Annotated in this window: 16 protein-coding genes and 1 pseudogene; 11 read left to right on the top strand and 6 right to left on the bottom strand. The window is 73.5% G+C overall.

Annotated elements, in window-relative coordinates; all coding sequences use genetic code 11:
• Positions 1-56: 56 nt before the first annotated feature.
• Positions 57-2174, bottom strand: coding sequence for a S9 family peptidase (locus ACZ6BB_RS10920; protein WP_471614952.1), 2118 nt, complete (start codon positions 2172-2174; stop codon positions 57-59).
• A 224-nt stretch (positions 2175-2398) separates the two neighbouring features.
• On the opposite strand from ACZ6BB_RS10920, the gene ACZ6BB_RS10915 reads away from it, so the two are divergent.
• The 5 genes and pseudogenes from ACZ6BB_RS10915 to ACZ6BB_RS10895 form a co-directional block, all read left to right on the top strand.
• The gene (locus ACZ6BB_RS10915; RefSeq protein WP_005480627.1) at positions 2399-2593 is read left to right on the top strand and encodes a hypothetical protein; all 195 of its coding nucleotides are present in this window, start codon (positions 2399-2401) and stop codon (positions 2591-2593) included.
• 122 nt (positions 2594-2715) lie between these two features.
• A complete protein-coding gene (gene mshB / locus ACZ6BB_RS10910) occupies positions 2716-3687 on the top strand; it encodes an N-acetyl-1-D-myo-inositol-2-amino-2-deoxy-alpha-D-glucopyranoside deacetylase (protein WP_471614951.1) in 972 nt (323 codons plus the stop codon).
• Between the two features lie 64 nt (positions 3688-3751).
• A complete protein-coding gene (locus tag ACZ6BB_RS10905; protein ID WP_471614950.1) occupies positions 3752-4183 on the top strand; it encodes a DUF6113 family protein in 432 nt (143 codons plus the stop codon).
• 159 nt (positions 4184-4342) lie between these two features.
• Complete coding sequence (locus tag ACZ6BB_RS10900) at positions 4343-6487, top strand: hypothetical protein (protein WP_471614949.1); 2145 nt, start codon at positions 4343-4345, stop codon at positions 6485-6487.
• Positions 6488-6565: 78 nt separating this feature from the next.
• Positions 6566-6793 (top strand): annotated as a pseudogene (locus ACZ6BB_RS10895) (response regulator transcription factor); the annotation flags it as partial.
• Positions 6794-6817: 24 nt separating this feature from the next.
• Here ACZ6BB_RS10895 and ACZ6BB_RS10890 read toward each other — a convergent pair.
• Together ACZ6BB_RS10890 and ACZ6BB_RS10885 are read right to left on the bottom strand one after the other, a co-directional pair.
• Complete coding sequence (locus tag ACZ6BB_RS10890) at positions 6818-7684, bottom strand: transglutaminase-like and tetratricopeptide repeat-containing protein (protein ID WP_471614948.1); 867 nt, start codon at positions 7682-7684, stop codon at positions 6818-6820.
• Positions 7681-8805, bottom strand: a complete 1125-nt coding sequence (locus tag ACZ6BB_RS10885; protein ID WP_471614947.1) for a GNAT family N-acetyltransferase — start codon at positions 8803-8805, stop codon at positions 7681-7683. The genes ACZ6BB_RS10890 and ACZ6BB_RS10885 overlap by 4 nt, the downstream gene beginning before the upstream one ends.
• Positions 8806-8945: 140 nt before the next feature.
• Here ACZ6BB_RS10885 and fdxA point away from each other — a divergent pair, with 140 nt between their 5' ends.
• Both fdxA and ACZ6BB_RS10875 read left to right on the top strand, forming a co-directional pair.
• Positions 8946-9263 (top strand): ferredoxin, encoded by a 318-nt coding sequence (gene fdxA / locus ACZ6BB_RS10880; RefSeq protein ID WP_005480604.1) that lies wholly within the window; start codon positions 8946-8948, stop codon positions 9261-9263.
• A gap of 219 nt (positions 9264-9482) precedes the next feature.
• The gene (locus ACZ6BB_RS10875) at positions 9483-10583 is read left to right on the top strand and encodes a bifunctional succinyldiaminopimelate transaminase/glutamate-prephenate aminotransferase (protein ID WP_471614946.1); all 1101 of its coding nucleotides are present in this window, start codon (positions 9483-9485) and stop codon (positions 10581-10583) included.
• 105 nt (positions 10584-10688) lie between these two features.
• Here the strand turns inward: ACZ6BB_RS10875 and ACZ6BB_RS10870 are convergent, their stop codons facing one another.
• Positions 10689-11102 carry an ATP-binding protein gene (locus ACZ6BB_RS10870; RefSeq protein ID WP_471614945.1) on the bottom strand — a complete coding sequence of 138 codons (414 nt, stop codon included), beginning with the start codon at positions 11100-11102 and terminating at the stop codon, positions 10689-10691.
• Between the two features lie 312 nt (positions 11103-11414).
• Positions 11415-12440 (bottom strand): VldE C-terminal domain-containing protein, encoded by a 1026-nt coding sequence (locus ACZ6BB_RS10865; RefSeq protein WP_471614944.1) that lies wholly within the window; start codon positions 12438-12440, stop codon positions 11415-11417.
• A gap of 131 nt (positions 12441-12571) precedes the next feature.
• Here ACZ6BB_RS10865 and dapE point away from each other — a divergent pair, with 131 nt between their 5' ends.
• Positions 12572-13651 carry a succinyl-diaminopimelate desuccinylase gene (dapE, locus tag ACZ6BB_RS10860; RefSeq protein WP_471614943.1) on the top strand — a complete coding sequence of 360 codons (1080 nt, stop codon included), beginning with the start codon at positions 12572-12574 and terminating at the stop codon, positions 13649-13651.
• A gap of 105 nt (positions 13652-13756) precedes the next feature.
• Positions 13757-14515 carry an LOG family protein gene (locus ACZ6BB_RS10855; protein ID WP_471614942.1) on the top strand — a complete coding sequence of 253 codons (759 nt, stop codon included), beginning with the start codon at positions 13757-13759 and terminating at the stop codon, positions 14513-14515.
• Positions 14516-14661: 146 nt separating this feature from the next.
• Here ACZ6BB_RS10855 and folP read toward each other — a convergent pair whose 3' ends face one another.
• Entirely contained in the window at positions 14662-15522 is an 861-nt protein-coding gene (gene folP / locus ACZ6BB_RS10850) for a dihydropteroate synthase (protein WP_471614941.1), read from the bottom strand.
• 119 nt (positions 15523-15641) lie between these two features.
• Between folP and ACZ6BB_RS10845 the strand changes: the two genes are divergently transcribed.
• Complete coding sequence (locus tag ACZ6BB_RS10845; protein ID WP_471614940.1) at positions 15642-15992, top strand: DivIVA domain-containing protein; 351 nt, start codon at positions 15642-15644, stop codon at positions 15990-15992.
• Positions 15989-16576 (top strand): DNA-3-methyladenine glycosylase I, encoded by a 588-nt coding sequence (locus ACZ6BB_RS10840; protein ID WP_471614939.1) that lies wholly within the window; start codon positions 15989-15991, stop codon positions 16574-16576. The genes ACZ6BB_RS10845 and ACZ6BB_RS10840 overlap by 4 nt, the downstream gene beginning before the upstream one ends.
• The last annotated feature ends 38 nt before the right edge of the window (positions 16577-16614 follow it).

Raw genomic sequence — 16614 nt, 5'->3', positions numbered from 1 at the left:
TCGCCATGTAGCCCCGGCCCGTTGCCGTGCCCGGCCGTCGTACCGGGCCGTCGCGCCTACGCCGGTCCCAGCGAACGCTTCAGGAAGTCCACCTGGAGCAGCAGCAGGTTCTCCGCCACCTGTTCCTGGGGGGTGATGTGGGTGACGCCGGAGAGCGGCAGGACCTCATGGGGGCGGCCGGCCGCGAGCAGCGCGGAGGACAGGCGCAGGGCGTGGGCGAAGACCACGTTGTCGTCGGCGGTGCCGTGCACGATCATCAGCGGGCGGTGCGGCTCGGCGGGGGCGGACAGCCCCTCGTCCGTGATCAGTGAACTCCTCGCGTAGGCGGCGGCGTCCGCCGTCGGATCGCCCAGGTACCGCTCGGTGTAGTGCGTGTCGTACAGCCGCCAGTCGGTGACCGGAGCGCCCGCGATGCCCGCGTGGAACACGTCCGGGCGGCGCAGCACCGCGAGGGCCGCCAGCCAGCCGCCGTAGGACCAGCCCCGGATCGCCACCCGCGACAGGTCCAGCGGATGCGCGGTCGCCAGGTCGTGCAGCGCGTCCACCTGGTCGTCGAGGGAGAGCGTGAAGTCGCCGTCGATCGCCTTCTCCCAGGCGGGGGAGCGGCCGGGGGTGCCGCGTCCGTCGGCGACCACCACCGCGAAACCCTGGTCGGCGAACCACTGCGAGGTGAGGTGGGCGTTGTGGGCGGCGAGCACCCGGGGGCCGTGCGGACCGCCGTAGGGGTCCATGAGCACCGGCAGGGGGGTGACCCCGTCGTAGTCCTTCGGCATAAGCAGGGCGCACGGTACGCGGCGTGCGCCCCCCTGTGTGAAGCGCACGCGCGGGGACATACCGGGGTCTTCGGCGTAGGACGCCACGGTCGCCACCTGCTTCCCGTCCCGCAGCACCTGGACACGGGTGCCCGGCCGCTCCGGAACGGCCGACACCAGCACGGTCACACCCCCGGCGCGTACGGCGGAGTGCACGCCCGGCTCCTGCGAGACGCGCTCCGTCCCCAGCTCGTTCACGCGGTAGACGTGAATCTCCCCGGTCTCCGGATCGGCCGCCGACGCACCCGCCGACGCGGAGAGAAGGACGTCGGCGTCGGCCACGTCGAGCACCGCGCGGACGTGCAGCTGCGGTCCCGTCAGCGGCCGTTCGCCGACCGCCAGCACCCGCGCGCCGCCCTCGTCCGCGACACGCACGAGCTGCCCCGACGGACTCCACGAGGGCACCCCGGGGAAAAGATCAAGCCAATGTGGATCTTCGTCGGCGTGCACCATCCGGGTCGCCCCCGTGTCCGGGTCGACGGCCAGGAACAACTGGCTGCGCTGGTCCCGCGCCTGCACCAGCATCAGCGGGGCACCCGCCGCTGACCAGTGCACATGCGCCAGATACGGGTAGCGCACCCGGTTCCACACGACCTCCGTGCGGGTCCCTGAGAGGTCGATCACGAAGAGCCGTACGTCCGCGTTGGCGGTGCCGGCGGCCGGATACGCCACCCGCTGCGGGTCCCGTTCCGGCTGCGCGGGATCCGAGATCCACCAGCGGCGCACCGGCGTGTCGTCCACGCGCGCCACCAGCAGGCGATCCGACTCGGGCGACCACCAGAAGCCGCGCGAACGGCCCATCTCCTCCGCCGCGATGAACTCCGCCAGGCCGTGGGTGACGTTCTCCGACTCCTCCTCGGTGAGCGCCACGTCGTCGCCGCCCTCCACGCCGACGACCCGCAGCGCGCCCCGGGCGGCATAGGCGACGTACCGGCCGTCGGGGGAGGGGCGGGGGTCGATCACCGGTCCGGGAACGGCCAGTTCACGAGCCGTGCCGGCCCGCAGCTCGGCCACGAAAAGCCGCCCGGACAAGGCGAAGGAGGCCAACTCCACGGCCGCGTCGGTGGCGTAGCCGACGATCCCGGCGCCGCCCTCGCGCAGCCGCTCACGGCGGGCGCGCTCCTCGGCCGACAACTCCTCCGCGGAGCCGGCGAGCAGCGCGCCCGGGTCGGCCGCCACGCGTTCGTCGCCGCCCGGGAGGTCCAGAACCCACAGCTTGTTGGCCCGCTCGGTACCGGACGGAGACCGCAGGAACACGACACGGGAACCGTCCGGGGCGATGGAGAACGCCCGCGGCGCGCCCAGGGTGAAACGTTGTGTCCGGGCGTGTCGGCGAGGAAAGGACTCGGGCTGGGTCGTCATGCTCCGACCATATTGGCCATGCGCCCCCTTGTGCGGCCGTGCGCCGATCGATGCGCGCGTATGGATAGTTATGATCACTACCGCTGGGTGGGTATGAACCTGCTGGCCGCTGTACGGATTCACAACTGCGTCACCCACGTCACCGGTTGACGACGGCTCCGCCGTCAGCCCTCGACAACTGCTTCGCTCCCCAGGTCCCAGGGAACTTTTGGAGGTGAGCCGCCGTGGCACTCTCGATTTCGGCGGTGGTGCTGCTGGCGATCATCGTCTTCATCCTGATCAAGAAGTCAGGGCTGAAGGCACCACACGCGATCATCTGCATCCTGCTCGGCTTCTACCTCGCGTCCTCGACCATCGCGCCGACGATCAGCGAGCTGACGACCAACATCGCGGGCATGATCGGCAGTATCAAGTTCTGAGCCTCCGGCCGCCGGGCTCCGCCCGGGCCCGTCCCAGGGTCCCCGGAACCTCGCGGCCGACCGTTCCCGTGAACGACCGCGCCCGACACGGGCCCGGTCCGAGCGCCTCGTAGGGTGGGTCCATGACGGATCTGCCCTCCTCCGGCCCTCGGCCGGAGGAACCCCTCTCCCGCGTCGGTCACCGACTGCTCCTGGTGCACGCGCACCCGGACGACGAGTCGATCAACAACGGCGCGACCATGGCCAGGTACGCGGCCGAGGGAGCGCGGGTGACGCTGGTGACCTGCACCCTCGGCGAGGAGGGCGAGGTCATCCCGCCCTCTCTCGCGCACCTCGCGCCCGACCGTGACGACACGCTGGGGCCGTACCGGGTGGACGAACTGGCCCGGGCCATGAAGGAACTCGGCGTCACCGACCACCGCTTCCTCGGCGGCCCCGGCCGCTACCGCGACTCCGGGATGATGGGCGTCGAACAGAACGAGCGCCCCGGCGCCTTCTGGTCCGCCGACGTCGACGAGGCCGCCGCCCACCTGGTCCGGGTGATCCGTGACGTCCGCCCCCAGGTCCTCGTCACCTACGACCCCGACGGCGGGTACGGCCACCCCGACCACATCCAGGCCCACCGCGTCGCCGTGCGCGCCGCCGACCTGGCCGCCGACCCGGCCTTCCGCCCGGACCTCGGCGAGCCCTGGGACATCGACAAGGTGTACTGGAACCGGGTGCCGCGCGGGGTGCTCCTGGAGGGCTTCGACCGGCTCCGCCGGGACCTCGCCGAGCCCGGACGGCTGCCGTTCCGGCAGGCCGCGAGCGTCACCGATGTGCCGGGAGTGGTGGACGACCACATCGTCACCACCGAGATCGACGGCACCGGCTTCGCGGCGGCGAAGGCCGCCGCGATGCGCGCGCACGCCACCCAGATCGAGGTCTCCGAACCGTACTTCGCGCTCTCCAACGGGCTGGCCCAGCCCCTGCTGAGCACCGAGTACTACGAGTTGGTGCGCGGCAGACGCGAAGGGGGGAGCCGGGAGAGCGACTTGTTCGAGGGGATTCCCGGTATTTCTTTCGAGGAACGGCAGAACGGAACGGCCCTGTGATGCGTACGCATGGGTATGACAGACACGTCGTGTGCGCGCACGGCCACCGAGGGGCGGTCCCCCGATGAAGCGGACGGACCGGCCGACGGGCGGAGAAGGCGGCGCGCTCGCCCAGCCGTTGACGTTCCCCACGCCGGCGCGCGCCGCCGCCCACCTGGGGCTGTTCGTGCTGGGAGCGGTGGTGGGGGTGGCCGGCGGGCTGCTCCAAGCGGCCTGGTTCCCCGGCGGATTGCTGCTCGCGTTGCTGGGCGCGGCCGGCCTCTTCCTGGGGAGCTCACGGGCGACGGGGGGCCGGGCGGGGGCCGTTGCGCCGGCCGCCGGCTGGATGATCTCCGTCGTCCTGCTGACGTCCACCCGGCCGGAGGGAGACTTCCTGTTCGGCGTGGGAGTCGGCTCCTATCTCTTCCTGCTCGGTGGCATGGCTGTTGCTGTGATGTGCGCCACCCTTGGGTGGGGGCGGCAACCGACCGGGCCCGATGCCCGACTTGGGAAGTGACCACCGCTTCGCCGCGGTACGCGGGTGCGGGTCCGGTGTGGGTTTCCCACACGGTCGTGGGATACGCGCCGGAAGTGGCCAGTATGGTGGTGCGCGCCGCCGAGCTGCCCGCTGAGTTGAGGTCGTGACGGGCGGCGGAGCAAACCGGGAGAACCTGCCTTGAGTCGTGAAACTGACACTTCGTCCTCCGGGGCCAATGGGCGCGGCAGCACCGCGTACCCGTCGGGGACACCGCCGTACGGCACGCCCATGGCCACCGAGGCCGGTGCCGAGGCGGCCCGGTCGGCCGCCGCCGAGCGCCCGGACGGACCGAGGACCGAGACCACGCTGACCACACGGGTCCGGATCAACATCCCCGGCTCGCGCCCGATCCCGCCGGTCGTCGTCCGCAAGCCGGTCGCCGACGGCGAGGGTGCCGCGGAGGACACCGGGTCCGAGTCGGAGACCACCGGCACCACCGCCATGCCCGTGTTCACGGACACCCCGGCGCCCGCGCCGGAACCCGCCGCGCCGGGCGACGACAAGCCCACCAGCGACTGGTTCGCGCCGCGCAAGGGCGCCACCCCGGCCAAGGGCACGAGCACCGGCGGCACCAACGGCGCCGGGTTCTCCGTCGGGCCGCTGGGCGGCCAGGGCACCGCCGCGCCGGGCGGCCCGGGCACGGGTTCCCGGCCCGGCGGCACGAGCCCGCTGGCCGGCGGCCCCGGCGGCGGACAGCCCGCCGGCCCGCGCCCCGGCGCGGCCGCCGGCCCCAGGCCCGGCGGGACGAACGGTGCCGGCCTGCCCGGTGCCACCGGCGGCCAGCCCGTCGCTCCCGGCCACGGCGGCGGCACCGGGTCCTTCGACGTCTCGGCCGCGCTGGCCGGAACCAAGCCCGAGCGCGACGACCTGCCGTACTTCTCGGACAACGGCGGCCGGCCCGCCGGCCCGGCGGGCCCCACCGGCGGCCCCGTCACCGGCGACAGCCCGCTCGGCCCGCCGCCCGTCCAGGGCGGTCCCGGTGGCCCCGGCTACCAGGGCAACCCCTTCGGCGGCCCCGACGCCGACTTCTCCTCGCCCGGTGCCTCCGGCGCCTACGCCCGCCCCGGCGGCGGCATCAGCGACGACACCGCGGTCCTCACCCCCCAGCGCCAGGCCCCCGAGCCGGGCTACGGCGGCTCCGGCTCCGTGGTCGACAACCCCTCCGGGCACACCCTGACCAGTGGCATCCCGGTCGTGCCCCCCGGCACCCAGGGCACGCCGTTCGGCGCGGGCGGCACCGACGGGGCGGTGCGGCACACCCCGCCGAAGCTGCCCGACCCCGGCCCGCAGCAGAAGGCCGCCCCGGCGAAGAACACGAAGTCCGCCAAGCCGGCCAAGAAGAAGGGCCGCAGCAAGCTCGGGCTGCTCCTCGGCGGCGTGGTCGTCCTCGGCGGCGGCGTCTACGGCGCCGGTCTGCTCATGAACCACTCCGACGTCCCCAAGGGCACCACCGTGCTCGGCGTCGACATCGGCGGCGGCACCCGCGACGAGGCCGTAAACAAGCTCGACGCGGCCTTCGGCAAGCGCACCACCCAGGCGCTGAAGCTCTCGGTCGACGGCGAGACGGTCTCCCTCACGCCCGACCAGGCCGGACTCCAGTTCGACAAGCAGGCCACGGTCAGCGCCGCCGCCGTCAGCGACTACAACCCCGTCTCGGTGATCGGCTCGCTCTTCGGCCAACAGCGGGTCGTCGCACCCGTCATGCCCGTCGACGAGGAGAAGCTGCGGGCCGCCCTGGAGCGCGCGGCCGGCGGCGCCGGTTCGGCGAGCGACGGCACCGTCAAGTACGAGGCCGGCAAGGCCGTCGCCGTCTACGGCAAGGCGGGCAAGGGCATCGCCGTCGGCGAGTCCACCGCCGCCGTCGAGGAGGCGTACCGCACCCAGGTCGAGACCGGCGGCACCACACCGGTGCGGCTGCCGACCACGGAGAAGGAGCCCTCCGTCGGCAAGGCCGAGGTCGACCGGTTCATGAAGGCGTTCGCACGGCCGGCCATGTCGGCCAGCGTCACCGTCCAGACGGACGCCGCGCACGCCGTCCTGCTCAGCCCGCAGAACTCCCTGTGGAAGTTCCTCACCGTCAAGGCCGTCGACGGCAAGCTCGTCGACTCCTACGACGAGAAGGCCCTCAAGGAGCTGTACGGCGGCACCTTCGACGGCGTCCTCATCACCCGGGCCAACGGCGAGAAGACCCCGGTCACCGTCGAGGACGTCTACGGCGCCCTCCGCCTGGCCCTGAAGAGCACGACGAACCGCACGGCCACCATCGAGACCGACCCGAGCTAGCCGGTCCGACAGCAGCGCCCAGGGGGCACCCGGCACACACCGGGTGCCCCCTCGTCGTCCACCGGTGCCGTCCCCGTCCCCACACTCACGGCGGCGGCCCTGGCCGGGGGAGCGAACCCCCTGACGGACCGGGAGCGCGAGGTCCTGCGCGCGGCGGCCGACGGCTCCACGAACGCGGAGCTGGCCGAGGCCCTCCACCTCTTCCCGGGCACGGTCCGCAACCACCTGTCGACGGCGATCCAGAAACTGGCGGTGCGCAACAGGACGGAGGCGGTCCGGACGGCGAGGGAGAAGGGCTGGCTGTGACCACCCCACGACGATCGGGCGCCCTCAGTTCAACAGCGCCCGGGCCGCCCCCGCCTGCCTGCGCACCTTCTCCGCGGCCCCCTCGTCCACCCCGCCCACCACCTCGGCGTACTCCTCCAGCGCGGCGGCGCCCCGCACGTACTCGCCCCGCTGCACGAGCAGCCGCGCCCACTCGTACCGCAGCCGCGCCGGATGCGAGGGCATCGCCAGCGACAACTCCAGCGCCCACAGCGCGACATCCGTCCGCTCGGGCCGGGCCGCCGCCCACGCGCGCACGTTGTTGAGGACCCGGACCACCACGTCCAGCGGGTCGGCCGGCGTCAGCATCGCGGGATTCAACGGGGCGCCCGTCGCCCCCGCGACCAGCAGCTCCGCGTCGCTCCCGGTCAGCACCCGCCCCCCGTCGAACGGATCGGCGAGCACCGGCTCCTCGGGCGGCCCGAACCCCACCACGAAGTGCCCCGGCAGCGCGACCCCGTGGACCGGCGCGCCCGCCCTACGGGCCACCTCCATCCACACCACCGACAGCAGGATCGGCAGCCCGCGCCGCCGTTCGAGCACCTGGTGCAGCAGCGACGACTCCAGCCGCTGGTAGTCCCCGGCCGAACCCCGGAACCCGCAGCGCTCCCCGAGCAGCGCGGCCGTCGCCTCCGCCCACGCGCGCGGCCCACCGGGCCGGTACGGCATCAGCCCGGCCAGCCGGTCGAGCTCGATCCCGGCGGCGTCGAGCCCCGCCTCGTCGAGCGCCCCGTCGCCCGCCGCCCCCACCAGCAGGCAGAGCAGGGCCAGGTCGGGCCGCTCGGCCCGCGCCTCCTCGGCGAACCGCCGCCGCACCTCGTCGGCCCGCTCCGGCTCCGGAGGACGCGGCGCGGCCGGCCGGTGCCCGCTCACGGCGATCCGTCCGGCGCGGAAGCCGATCCCGGGCCCGGGCCGGTGCCGGTGTCGGAGCCGGAGCCGTTGCCGGTGGCGGTGTCGGAGGCCGTACGGGCACCCGGATCGCCACCGGGCCCGGCATCACCGGGTTCCGGCTCCCGGTAGTGGTGGTACGCGTGATGCGCCGCGAACCCCATCCCCCCGTACAGCGCCCGCGCCCCCGCGTTGTCCGTCTCCACCTGCAGCCAGCCCGCCGAGGCGCCCTCGTCCAGGGCCCGCTGGGCCAGCGCCGCCATCACCCTCGTCGCGAGCCCCCGCCGTCGCTGGGCGGGATCGACCTCGACGGCGGAGAACCCGGCCCACCGCCCGTCCACGACGCACCGCCCGATGGCCGCCGGCCCCGCGCCCTCCGCCCCCGGCACGGTCGCGAACCACACCGAGGGCCCGCTCCCGAGCACCCGCAGCGCGACCTCGCCGAGACCCTTGCGCTGGTAGCGGCCGAGCCAGGCCGCGTCCGCGCTCCGGGACAGCTCCACCCCGCCCGCCTCCTGGTCCGCGACCGGCGCGAGCGCCCCGGTCCACACCTCGGCGGTGACGACATCGACCCAGCCGCGCTCCGCCACCTCGGCGCAGAGCATCTCGTGGGTGCCCTCGGCGCCCGTGGCCAGCTGGATGAACGCGGGCAGCCCCCGGGCGGCGTACCAGCGGCGTACGGCCGTCAGCGCGTCGTCCAGAGGCATTCCGGGGTCGCCGAGGGGCAGGACCGAGTTGGCTCGCCGGGTGAAGCCCGCGGCGGCCCGCAGCTCCCACTCACCGAGCGGCTCCCGCTCGACCGGCTGCCAGGCCCGCGCCGCGACCCGCGCCAGTTCCCCGAAGGAGGCGGCGGGTCCGCGCCGGCGGGCGGGCGCGGCGGGGACCACCTTCCCGGCCACCAGCGAGGACTCCTCGATCCGTACCCGCTCCCCGTCCCGCCGGGTGATCAGCAGCGCACCGTCGTCCCATGATGTGAGAACACCGACCGTGTCGGTGAATTTCCCACCCTCGGCGCCGTCGTCGACGATGCGCCGCACGGATACGCGTTTGCCCACGTCAGCGGCGGAGACACGGATCGCGAGACGTCCACCGGCAGAGAATTCCACAGGTCCGTCCACCCCTCCTGTTCGGATCATGCCCAGGAACGGAGATACTAGGTGCGGGCATCGACGACGCCGCGCTCCCGCGCGCCAGGCGGCGGAGCCTGAGGAGGCCCGCCAGCGCCCTATCGAGGAGGAACGACAGCGTGACCTACGTCATCGCGCAGCCTTGTGTCGACGTCAAGGACAAGGCGTGCATCGAGGAGTGCCCGGTCGACTGCATCTACGAGGGCCAGCGGTCCCTCTACATCCACCCGGATGAATGCGTCGACTGCGGTGCCTGCGAGCCGGTGTGCCCGGTCGAGGCGATCTTCTACGAGGACGACACCCCGGAGGAGTGGAAGGACTACTACAAGGCGAACGTCGAGTTCTTCGACGAGCTCGGCTCGCCCGGTGGCGCCAGCAAGCTCGGCCTGATCGAGCGCGACCACCCCTTCGTCGCCGCACTCCCGCCGCAGGCCTGAGAGCGACGCCGCGGACCCCGGGGTGACGCCCCGGCGGCCCCGCATCCGCGCCGCCTCGGTCCCGTACGGCCCGATCACCATGATCGCCGTACGGGGCCGGGGCGTTTCGCCGTTCGAGCGGTACGCGCGCAGCGGTACGCCCGCGCCCGTCCCACCGCTCGGGCGTCCCACCGCCGGGGAACGTACGGACGAGCCGTACGAGAAAGTGAGTCAGATCCCGTGTCCGCAGTCAGCGACCGCCTCCCGACCTTTCCCTGGGACAGGCTGGAGCCCTACAAGGCGACGGCCGCCGCTCACCCCGGTGGCATCGTCGACCTCTCCGTCGGGACGCCGGTCGACCCGGTGCCCGAGCTGATCCAGAAGGCGCTGGTCGCCGCGGCGGACTCGCCGGGCTATCCGACCGTCTGGGGCACCGTCGAGCTGCGCGACGCGATCACGGGCTGGCTGGAGCGCCGTCTCGGCGCCCGCGGCGTCACCCACCACCACGTCCTGCCGATCGTGGGCTCCAAGGAGCTGGTCGCCTGGCTCCCCACCCAGCTGGGCCTCGGCCCCGGCGACCGGGTCGCGTACCCGCGCCTGGCCTACCCGACGTACGAGGTGGGCGCCCGTCTCGCCCGCGCCGACCACGAGGTCTACGACGACCCGACGGCCCTGGACCCGGCCGGACTGAAGCTCCTCTGGCTGAACTCGCCGTCCAACCCCACCGGCAGGGTCCTCTCCAAGGACGAGCTGACCCGGACCGTCGCCTGGGCCCGCGAGCACGGCGTCCTGCTCTTCTCCGACGAGTGCTACCTGGAGCTGGGCTGGGACGCCGACCCGGTCTCGGTCCTCCACCCGGACGTCAACGGCGGCTCGTACGAGGGCATCGTCGCCGTCCACTCCCTCTCCAAGCGCTCCAACCTGGCGGGCTACCGCGCGGCCTTCCTCGCCGGCGACCCGGCTGTCCTCGGCCCGCTCCTGCAGATCCGCAAGCACGGCGGCATGATGACCTCGGCCCCGACCCAGGCCGCCGCCGTCGCCGCCCTCGGGGACGACACCCACGTCCACGACCAGCGCGCCCGCTACGCGGCCCGCCGCGAGGCCCTGCGCGGGGCCCTGCGGGCGCACGGCTTCCGTATCGAGCACAGCGAGGCCAGCCTCTACCTCTGGGCCACCCGGGACGAGTCCTGCTGGACCACCGTGGCCCACCTGGCCGACCTCGGCATCCTCGTGGCCCCCGGCGACTTCTACGGCACGGCGGGCGACCATCACGTCCGCGTGGCCTTCACGGCGACGGACGAGCGGGTGGCGGCGGCGGTGGAGCGCCTGGCCGGGGCGTAGCGCCCGCGCCCCGCACGGCCTCGGCCGTGATGACCTCACCGCGGCCGCGGACAGCCCGAAGGGGCCCGGGATACCCCGGGCCCCTTCGGACGGTTCGGCCGGGCGTCAGCCGAGCGGGCTCTGGGCCGGCAGCTGTCCCGTGGGCAGCCCGCCCTTGGTCGCGGTCTTCGTCGTGTCACCCAGCACGGTCCCGGCGGACCCGGCGGTCTGCCCGGCCGCCTTCTGCGCGACGGGCGTCGCCGTCTTGACGGCCTTGCCGCCGGTCTTGCTCACGGTCGGCAGCGTCTGCTTGGCCGCCTTGGTGCCGGTGTCGCTCGCGACCCCGGTGACGTTCTGCGTCGCGCCGTCCACGGTGGAGCCGGCGTTGGCCCCGTCCACGGCGGACAGGCCGCCGAGGTTCGGGGTGGCCGGGAGTTCGGGCGCCGCACTCGCGGAGCCGGCCGCACCGACCACGGAGGCCGCTCCCGCTGCGGTCAGCAGCGCGGCACGGGCGATCCGGCGGGTCAGGGGGAGGGACATGGTGCTCCTTTGACGGGAGAGAACGTTGAAGTGTCCGACCGTGCCCGGGAGTTGACCGTTCCGGACTCGGACGCAGTGACTACCGCTCGAAGCCCCTGAAGGTTGCGGCGACCCGACGTAAAGAGTTTGCAATGCGTCGCATTATCAAATGCGGATTCAGTCGGACAAACGCCACCCGGTCCGACAGTCTGCCGAATCCTTACGGCCCTGTGGCCCCAACGCATCCCACGACATGGGGGCGAGCAGCCGGCATCCCGCGCACCCCGTCCACACCGCGCACCGCGCGTCCCCCGCACGGGTGAGGCTCGCGGCCTACTGTCCAGTGACGATTCGGACCTCGGCGGCGGAGCCGGCCGAGCCGCCCGCCGAGCCGCCCGCCTTGCGCCACGCACCGGCCCGGCCCTCGGCGACCCACTCCCGGCCCGCGAACGTGACGCGCTCGACGCCCAGACGGGAGGAGTTGGCCACGGCCCAGTGCGCCAGCTCCCAGCCGCGCCGCCGGACCTGCTCGGCGTCACCGGCGTCCGTGAGGGGGATGGTGACCGTCCGGCCGGCGGGAGAGGCGCTCGGACTCGGCGACGGGCTCGCCTGCGCGGAGGCGCCGCCCTCGGAGCCGACCACCGCCGCCGCCGACTCGAACGCGTCGTCCCCGAAGTCCCGCGCGAGCGCGCCGCGCACCGCGGCCGGTCCGCCGCCCGCGACGGCGGTGCCGGCGCCGGTGCCCGTACCGGCCACCTCCCGGCGTCCCTCACAGGTCAGCGAGGCCGCCGACCGCCCGGTCAGCGCGGCGGCGAGCAGCGTGGCGTCCGGCTCGTGCTTGGCGTACGCCTCCGGGTAGCCGCTGCGCTGCACCTTCTGCGCGGCGACCGTCAGCGGCAGCCGCTCGTAGTCGGCGACCTTGACGAGGTGCTCGTAGAACTCGCCCGCCGCGTACACCGGGTCCTGGATCTGCTGCTCGGTGCCCCAGCCCTGCGACGGCCGCTGCTGGAAGAGGCCGAGGGAGTCCCGGTCGCCGTGCGCGATGTTGCGCAGGCCGGACTCCTGCAGCGCGGTCGCCAGCGCTATCGTCACGGCCCGCTCGGGCAGCTCGCGCGAGGTGCCGACCGCCGAGATCGTCGCGGCGTTCGCCGCCTGCTCGGGCGTGAAGTCGTACGACTGTCCGTCGTCCTTGCCGGACACGACCACACACCGCGGTGTGCCGTTCCCCCCGGTCAGATACTGCACGGTGAGATACGCCCCGATCGCGGCGAGCACGACGAAAGCCGCCATGAACTGCAGCACGCGACGGCCGCGACGGCGGGGACGAGGACCTGGGGGGAAGGGGTACGGCTCCGACACGCGGTCCAAGGTACTGGACGGTAATGGCACACGTGCAGGTCTTGTGAACAGTGATGTGAACAGCGGGGCGAGAGTGACCGGTTCCGCTCGGCCGGGCGGTCCGCCCCGGGGGGCGCGTTAGGGTCGGGGACATGGCCGAGACCCCCATTGACCTCACGCTGGACGCCGCGCGGCTCACCGCGCTGCTCGTCGACCTCCCCTCCGAGAGCGGTACCGAGAAGCCCCTCGCGGACGCGATCGAGACCGCCCTTCGTGCCCTGCCGCACCTCACGGTCGACCGGTACGGCAACAACGTCGTCGCCCGGACGAACCTGGGCCGCGCGGAGCGCGTGATCCTGGCCGGCCACATCGACACGGTCCCCATCGCGGACAACGTCCCCTCCCGCCTGGACGAGGACGGCGTCCTGTGGGGCTGCGGCACCTGCGACATGAAGTCCGGCGTCGCGGTCCAGCTGCGCATCGCGGCCACGGTCCCGGCCCCCAACCGCGACCTGACCTTCGTCTTCTACGACAACGAGGAGGTCGCCGCCGACCTGAACGGCCTCAAGCACGTCTCCGAGGCCCACCCCGAGTGGCTGGAGGGCGACTTCGCGGTCCTCCTGGAGCCCACGAACGGCGAGGTGGAGGGCGGCTGCCAGGGCACGCTGCGGGTCCTGCTGACGACCCGGGGCGAGCGCGCCCACTCCGCCCGCGGCTGGATGGGCTCCAACGCCATCCACGCGGCCGCCCCGATCCTGGCGAGGCTGGCGTCGTACGAGCCGCGGTACCCGGTCATCGACGGCCTGGAGTACCGCGAGGGCCTCAACGCGGTCGGCATCTCCGGCGGCGTCGCCGGCAACGTCATCCCCGACGCGTGCGTGGTGACGGTCAACTTCCGCTACGCGCCCGACCGCACCGAGGAGGAGGCCATCGCCCACGTCCGCGAGGTCTTCGCCGACTGCGGGGTCGAGGCGTTCACCGTCGACGACCACAGCCCCGGCGCGCTGCCCGGCCTGTCCCACCCGGCGGCCGCGGCCTTCATCGAGGCGGTCGGCGGCACGGCCCAGCCCAAGTACGGCTGGACGGACGTCTCCCGCTTCAGCGCGCTCGGCGTCCCCGCCGTCAACTACGGCCCCGGCAACCCGCACCTGGCGCACCGCCGCGACGAACGCGTGGACCCGGCGCTGATCCTGGCGGGCGAGGAGCGCCTGCGGTCCTGGCTGACGGCGTGAGGCGTCTCGGGCGGCGGATCGCGGGCGGACACGCTCACGTCCCCCGTCCGTAACCCGTATGGATCTACGCTGAGGTGAACCACCAGCACGGCGGAGGGAGCGGACATGGCGACCGGCAACCCCGAGGGCAAGAAGCAGCCACCCGAGGAGCAGCGACTGGGCCCGGTGCTGCGCAGACGGGGCCAGGTCCAGGCGAGCACCACGGACCAGCGGCTGCTGGACGCGGGCGGCCCCTCGGACTGGGTCCACACGGATCCGTGGCGCGTCCTGCGCATCCAGTCCGAGTTCATCGAGGGCTTCGGCACGCTCGCCGAACTCCCGCCCGCGATCAGCGTCTTCGGCTCCGCCCGCACCCCGGACGACTCACCGGAGTACGAGGCGGGCGTCCGGCTCGGCCGCGGCCTGGTGGAGGCCGGCTTCGCCGTCATCACCGGCGGCGGCCCGGGCGCGATGGAGGCGGCCAACAAGGGCGCCCTCGAAGCGGGCGGCACCTCCGTCGGCCTCGGCATCGAGCTGCCCTTCGAACAGGGCCTCAACCCCTACGTCGACATCGGCCTGAACTTCCGCTACTTCTTCGTCCGGAAGATGATGTTCGTCAAGTACGCCCAGGGCTTCGTGGTCCTCCCCGGCGGCCTCGGCACCCTCGACGAACTGTTCGAGGCCCTCACCCTCGTCCAGACCCAGAAGGTCACCCGCTTCCCCATCGTCCTGTTCGGAGAGTCCTACTGGGGCGGCCTCATCGACTGGCTCAGGAACACCCTGATCGCCGAGGGCAAGGCGGCGGAAAAGGACCTGACCCTCTTCCACGTCACGGACGACGTGGACGAGGCGGTGGCGTTGGTCTCGAAGGAGGCGGGCAGGTAACGCGCGGGGCCTCCGCGCCCCGTTCTCCAGGGGTGCGGGGAACCGCTCGAAGGAGGTCCGGGGCGGAGCCCCGAGTCTTGAACGGGCGAAGGGACGCGCAGCCCCCGGGATGGGGCGGGCAGGGGCGGCGGGGGCGAGAAAGGCCGTCAGGCGAGCCCCCGCCGGGCAACGGCAGGCACCCGATTCCCCGCGATGGAGGCCACCATGTCCACCACCTGCCGGGTCTCCGCCACCTCGTGCACCCGGTACACCTGGGCCCCCAGCCAGGCGGAGACGGCGGTGGTGGCCAACGTCCCCACCACGCGCTCCTTCACCGGCCTGTCCAGGGTCTCGCCCACGAAGTCCTTGTTGGACAACGACACCAGCACCGGCCACCCCGTCGCGACCATCTCCCCGAGCCGCCGGGTCGCCTCCAGGCTGTGCCGCGTGTTCTTCCCGAAGTCGTGCCCCGGATCGATCATCACCGACTCCCGGGGCACCCCGAGCGCCACCGCCCGCTCCGCGAGCCCCACGGTCACCCGAAGAATGTCGGCCATCACATCGTCGTACTCGACCCGATGCGGCCGCGTACGAGGCTGCGCCCCACCCGCGTGCGTACATACCAGCCCCACCCGGTACCGCCCCGCCACCTCCGCGAGCCGGGGATCGACCCCGCCCCACGCGTCGTTGAGCACGTCCGCCCCGGCCTCGCACACGGCCTCACCGACGTCGTGCCGCCAGGTGTCGACGCTGATGACGACCTCAGGAAACCGCCGCCGCACCTCGGCGACGAACCCCACGGTCCGCCGTGCCTCCTCCGCCGCGCTGACGTCCTCCCCCGGGCCGGCCTTGACGCCGCCGATGTCGATGATGGCCGCGCCCTCGGCGACCGCCTGCTCCACGCGCGCGAGCGCCGGCTCGTCCTGGAAGGTGGCCCCCTGGTCGTAGAACGAGTCCGGGGTCCGGTTCACGATCGCCATGATCACCGGCTCGTGGGGGCCGAATTCCCGCTTGCCCAGCCTGAGCATCCGCCGCGCCCTCTCCCATTACGTCCCGCCGATCGGCGGTCTTGCACAACCGCCTGCGACCTTAACTGTCAGACTCGCATGGCACGATCGGAGCCGAACACAGTCGAGGGGACCCAGCGATGTTCATGTTCTTGTTCCTGGTCGTCGCGCTCGCCGTGGTGGTCGCCGCGGTGACGCTCGCCGTCGTGGGCGGCGGCGACGACGCGGTGCTGCCGGAGGCCGAGGGCGAGCGGCTCCAGGACCCGCTTCCGGCGGGCCGCCCGGTCAACCGCGCGGACGTCGAGGCGCTCCGCTTCCCGGTCGCCGTCCGCGGCTACCGCATGGCGGACGTGGACGACGCCCTCGGCCGCCTCAGCGCCGAGCTGGCCGAGCGGGACGCCCGGATCGCCGACCTGGAGTCCGCCCTCGCCGGCGCCCACGCGCCGTCCGCGACCTCGCTGCGCAAGCCGGAGGAGGGCGAACACCCGTGACCGACGGCACCGCCCTGGCGGGCCCCGACGGCGCGCCGCGCTGCCCCTGGGCCCTGTCCACCGAGGACTACATCGCGTACCACGACGAGGAGTGGGGCCGTCCGGTCCACGGCGACGACGCGCTGTACGAACGGCTCTGCCTGGAGGCGTTCCAGTCCGGCCTCTCCTGGATCACCATCCTGCGCCGCCGCGAGGGCTTCCGCTCCGCCTTCGCCGACTTCAAGATCGCCTCGGTCGCCGTGTTCACCGAAGCCGACCAGGAGCGTCTCCTCGGCGACCCCGGCATCATCCGCAACCGCGCCAAGATCGAGGCGACCGTCGCCAACGCCCGCGAGCTGTCCACCTGGGCCCCCGGCGAGCTGGACGAGCTGATCTGGTCGCACGCCCCGGACCCGGCGAACCGCCCGGTCCCGCGCACCCTCGCGGACGTCCCGGCGGTCACCCCCGAGTCCACGGCCCTCTCCAAGGCCCTGAAGAAACGAGGCATCCGCTTCGTGGGCCCGACGACGGCGTACGCCCTGATGCAGGCGTGCGGCCTGGTCGACGACCACCTGGAGACCTGCGTGGCCAGGAGCGCCCCCTGACGGGCGTGCCCCCTGAGGGGCACGGCGTCCCCGAACCG

The organism is Streptomyces sp. NPDC041108, assembly GCF_055592645.1.
This window is presented reverse-complemented; position numbering and strand designations above follow the sequence as displayed.

What these genes read in the sequence shown, in the direction of transcription:
- ACZ6BB_RS10920 (WP_471614952.1), bottom strand. Translation starts at nt 2,174, where the DNA reads ATGACGACCCAGCCCGAGTCCTTTCCTCGCCGACACGCCCGGACACAA.
- mshB (WP_471614951.1), top strand. Translation starts at nt 2,716, where the DNA reads ATGACGGATCTGCCCTCCTCCGGCCCTCGGCCGGAGGAACCCCTCTCC.
- ACZ6BB_RS10905 (WP_471614950.1), top strand. Translation starts at nt 3,752, where the DNA reads ATGAAGCGGACGGACCGGCCGACGGGCGGAGAAGGCGGCGCGCTCGCC.
- ACZ6BB_RS10870 (WP_471614945.1), bottom strand. Translation starts at nt 11,102, where the DNA reads ATGTCCCTCCCCCTGACCCGCCGGATCGCCCGTGCCGCGCTGCTGACC.
- dapE (WP_471614943.1), top strand. Translation starts at nt 12,572, where the DNA reads ATGGCCGAGACCCCCATTGACCTCACGCTGGACGCCGCGCGGCTCACC.
- ACZ6BB_RS10855 (WP_471614942.1), top strand. Translation starts at nt 13,757, where the DNA reads ATGGCGACCGGCAACCCCGAGGGCAAGAAGCAGCCACCCGAGGAGCAG.
- folP (WP_471614941.1), bottom strand. Translation starts at nt 15,522, where the DNA reads ATGCTCAGGCTGGGCAAGCGGGAATTCGGCCCCCACGAGCCGGTGATC.
- ACZ6BB_RS10845 (WP_471614940.1), top strand. Translation starts at nt 15,642, where the DNA reads ATGTTCATGTTCTTGTTCCTGGTCGTCGCGCTCGCCGTGGTGGTCGCC.